3 protein-coding genes and 1 pseudogene are annotated in these 2686 nt (G+C 63.7%); 2 read left to right on the top strand and 2 right to left on the bottom strand.

All coding sequences use genetic code 11. The features are described from left to right. Both EN935_RS30270 and EN935_RS30275 read right to left on the bottom strand, forming a co-directional pair. Positions 1–357: pseudogene (locus EN935_RS30270) on the bottom strand (D,D-dipeptide ABC transporter permease); the annotation flags it as partial. Continuing rightward, positions 357–1370 carry an ABC transporter permease gene (locus EN935_RS30275; protein WP_109665892.1) on the bottom strand — a complete coding sequence of 338 codons (1014 nt, stop codon included), beginning with the start codon at positions 1368–1370 and terminating at the stop codon, positions 357–359. The pseudogene EN935_RS30270 and the gene EN935_RS30275, both read right to left, overlap by 1 nt. A gap of 195 nt (positions 1371–1565) precedes the next feature. Between EN935_RS30275 and EN935_RS30280 the strand changes: the two genes are divergently transcribed. Further along, complete coding sequence (locus tag EN935_RS30280) at positions 1566–2375, top strand: IclR family transcriptional regulator (protein WP_127262727.1); 810 nt, start codon at positions 1566–1568, stop codon at positions 2373–2375. Positions 2376–2514: 139 nt separating this feature from the next. Beyond that, a partial coding sequence (locus EN935_RS30285; RefSeq protein ID WP_127373934.1) for an SDR family NAD(P)-dependent oxidoreductase occupies positions 2515–2686 on the top strand: 172 nt, incomplete at its 3' end.

A 2686-nucleotide genomic window follows, 5' to 3' on the forward strand; every position in this document is an offset into this window, starting at 1 on the left:
AAGCCGCATGAGCGCCGCCCCGGTCAAGCCGCCGACGAAGCCGGAGATGGCGCCGAGCAGCGAGCCGATGACGACGGCCGAGACGACGACCAGAACCGCGATCGGCAGCGAATGCGCCGCCCCGTGCAAGGTGCGGGCGAGCACATCGCGGCCGAGCGCATCGGTGCCCAGCCAGTGCGCCCAGCTCGGCGGCTGCAGCCGGCGCGCCACCATTTCGAGCGGATCGAATTGAACGACCAGATTGGCGAACGCGGTCATGAACAGCCAGAACAGGATGACGACCGTGCCGATGGCCAAAGGCGCGGTCAGCCATTCGGGAACAGCGGCGGAACGGGGTTTGGTTGCGACCGCCGACATCAGCTCAATCTCACGCGCGGATTGGCCACGACATAAAGTATGTCGGTGATGAGGTTGGTGACCAGGAAGGCGAGGCCGCCGACGATGGTGACACCGATGATTGCCGGAAAGTCGAGCGCGCGTGCCGCCTCGACGGCATAAGAGCCCATGCCCGGCCAGGAAAAGATGGTTTCGGTCAGCACCGCGCCGGTGATCAGATAGGCGAAGGAATAGCCGATGACGGTCAAGGTCGGCACCATGGTGTTGCGCAGCGCATGCACGATGACGACGCGGAATTCGCTCGCCCCCTTGGCGCGCGCGGTGAGCACGAACTCGCGGCTCATCACGTCCAGCATGTTGGCGCGCACCAGCCGCGATATGGTTCCCGACACCGTCCAACCGAGCACGAAGGCCGGCAGAAGCAGGTGCCAGAGTGCGTCCTTGAACACGGTGAGATTGCCGGCCAGCAGGGAATCGATGGTGAGGAAGCCGGTGATGCCGGGCGGCAATGCCAGGCGGGCATCAACCCTGCCCGGCCCCGGCAGCCAGTTCAGCATGACGGAGAAGATGAACAACAGGCCGAGCCCCGACCAAAATACCGGCAGCGACGAGCCGAACAAAGCGAACAGCCGGGCGCCGTGGTCGATCAGGCTGTTGCGGAAATATGCGGCCAGCACGCCAAGCACGATGCCGAGCGTGGTGCCGAAGATCATCGCGGCGAAAACCAGTTCGAGCGTTGCCGGCAAACGGTAGAGAATGTCGGTGCCGACATTGCGCTTGGTGATGAATGAGGTGCCAAGATCGCCGCTCAGCAAATTTCCAAGATATATCATATAGCGTTCCGGCAAGGGGCGATCGAGACCCCAACGGGCTTTGGCGGCGGCCACCACTTCCGGGTTGCTCATCTGTTGTTCGGCAACAATGGCGGTCAGCGGATCGCCCTTGGTCACCGTGGTGATCAGGAACGCGATGGTGACGATGCCGAGCACCAGAAACGGCATTGCGATAAGCCGGCGCAAAATATAGCGAGACACGTGGCTACCTTCACAAGGAGGGGCTTCGTAAGATGGCACAAGGCGCTGGGACATGCCATCGATGGAAGCATATTGACAGCCCGCGAAAGCCCCTGTCAATATAAATGGAATTTAATTTCATTTTTCGACCAGATACAACAGACCGTGCCGGCGGCACCGGCCGACAGGCGGACGACGACGCCAGAAAGACCCAGCGTGCGCAAGCGAGCGACCAGGGACGAGACGGAGCTTGAAGGCGAAGGCGCGCAGCTTTCGTCGTCGCTGGTGCGCGGGCTCGGCATATTGCGCGCCTTCCGACCGGGCGACGCCTCGCTCGGCAACCAGGACATCATTGCCCGCACCGGCCTGCCCAAGGCCACGGTTTCGCGCATCACCTATACGCTGAGCGCGCTCGGCTACCTCCTCTACGACAAGGATCTCGGCCGCTACAGCCTCGGACCGGCAACCGTGGCGCTTGGTTATTCGGCGCTCAGCTCCAGTGCCGTCGTTCACGTCGCCAGGCCGCTGATGCAGCCGCTGGCAGACCTGACGGGAGCGGCGGTGGCGCTCGGCACGCGCGACAGCCTCAACATGGTCTATCTCGCCAATTGCCGGTCGGAGAGCCTTGTCACTCTGCGGCTCAATCCAGGCTCCTACCTGCCGATCTGGAAGACATCGATGGGGCTGGCCTATGCGGCGGCCCTTTCACCCGAGGAGCGCGTCAGCCTTGTGCGGGCTTTGCAGGCGGCGGAGCCGGACAAGGCAGCGCTGATCGCGGCGGCGATCGACGATGCGATCGCCCAGTATGCACGGCAGGGCTTCGTAACGTCGTTCGGCGCCTGGCACAGTTATATCCATGCGGTCGGCGTGCCGTTCCGCCCGCGTGACGGCTCGCCGCTGGTTGCCATCACCTGCGGCGGTATCGGCGAGATCATCACCGAGGATCGCGCGCATGCCGAGATCGGACCGGCGCTGGTGGCTATGGTGAAAGCACTGGGCGACCAGCTCGAGGGAAATCCCGGATAATCCCGGCACGCGATTGGCCCAGACGATCGGCCTTGCATGCCGGCTTGAACTTGCCTGGTGGTGACCGCACAGTCGGCGCCGATGGTATGGCGGTCGCGCGCCGTCGGCGCCCATCGGTTCAGGTGACGGGGGAAATCAGATGCCGATGAGTTTTGCAGGACGGTTCAGCGGTCGGGTTGCGGTCATCACCGGCGGCGCATCGGGCATCGGGTTGGCAGTGGCGCAGAGAATCGTCGAAGAGGGCGGACGGGTTTCGGTCTGGGATCGCGATCCTGCCCAGATCGAACAGGCGAAAGTCGTCATTCCGGGAC

Origin of the sequence: Mesorhizobium sp. M7D.F.Ca.US.004.03.1.1, from assembly GCF_003998635.1 — a bacterium.
Lineage (GTDB): Bacteria > Pseudomonadota > Alphaproteobacteria > Rhizobiales > Rhizobiaceae > Mesorhizobium > Mesorhizobium loti.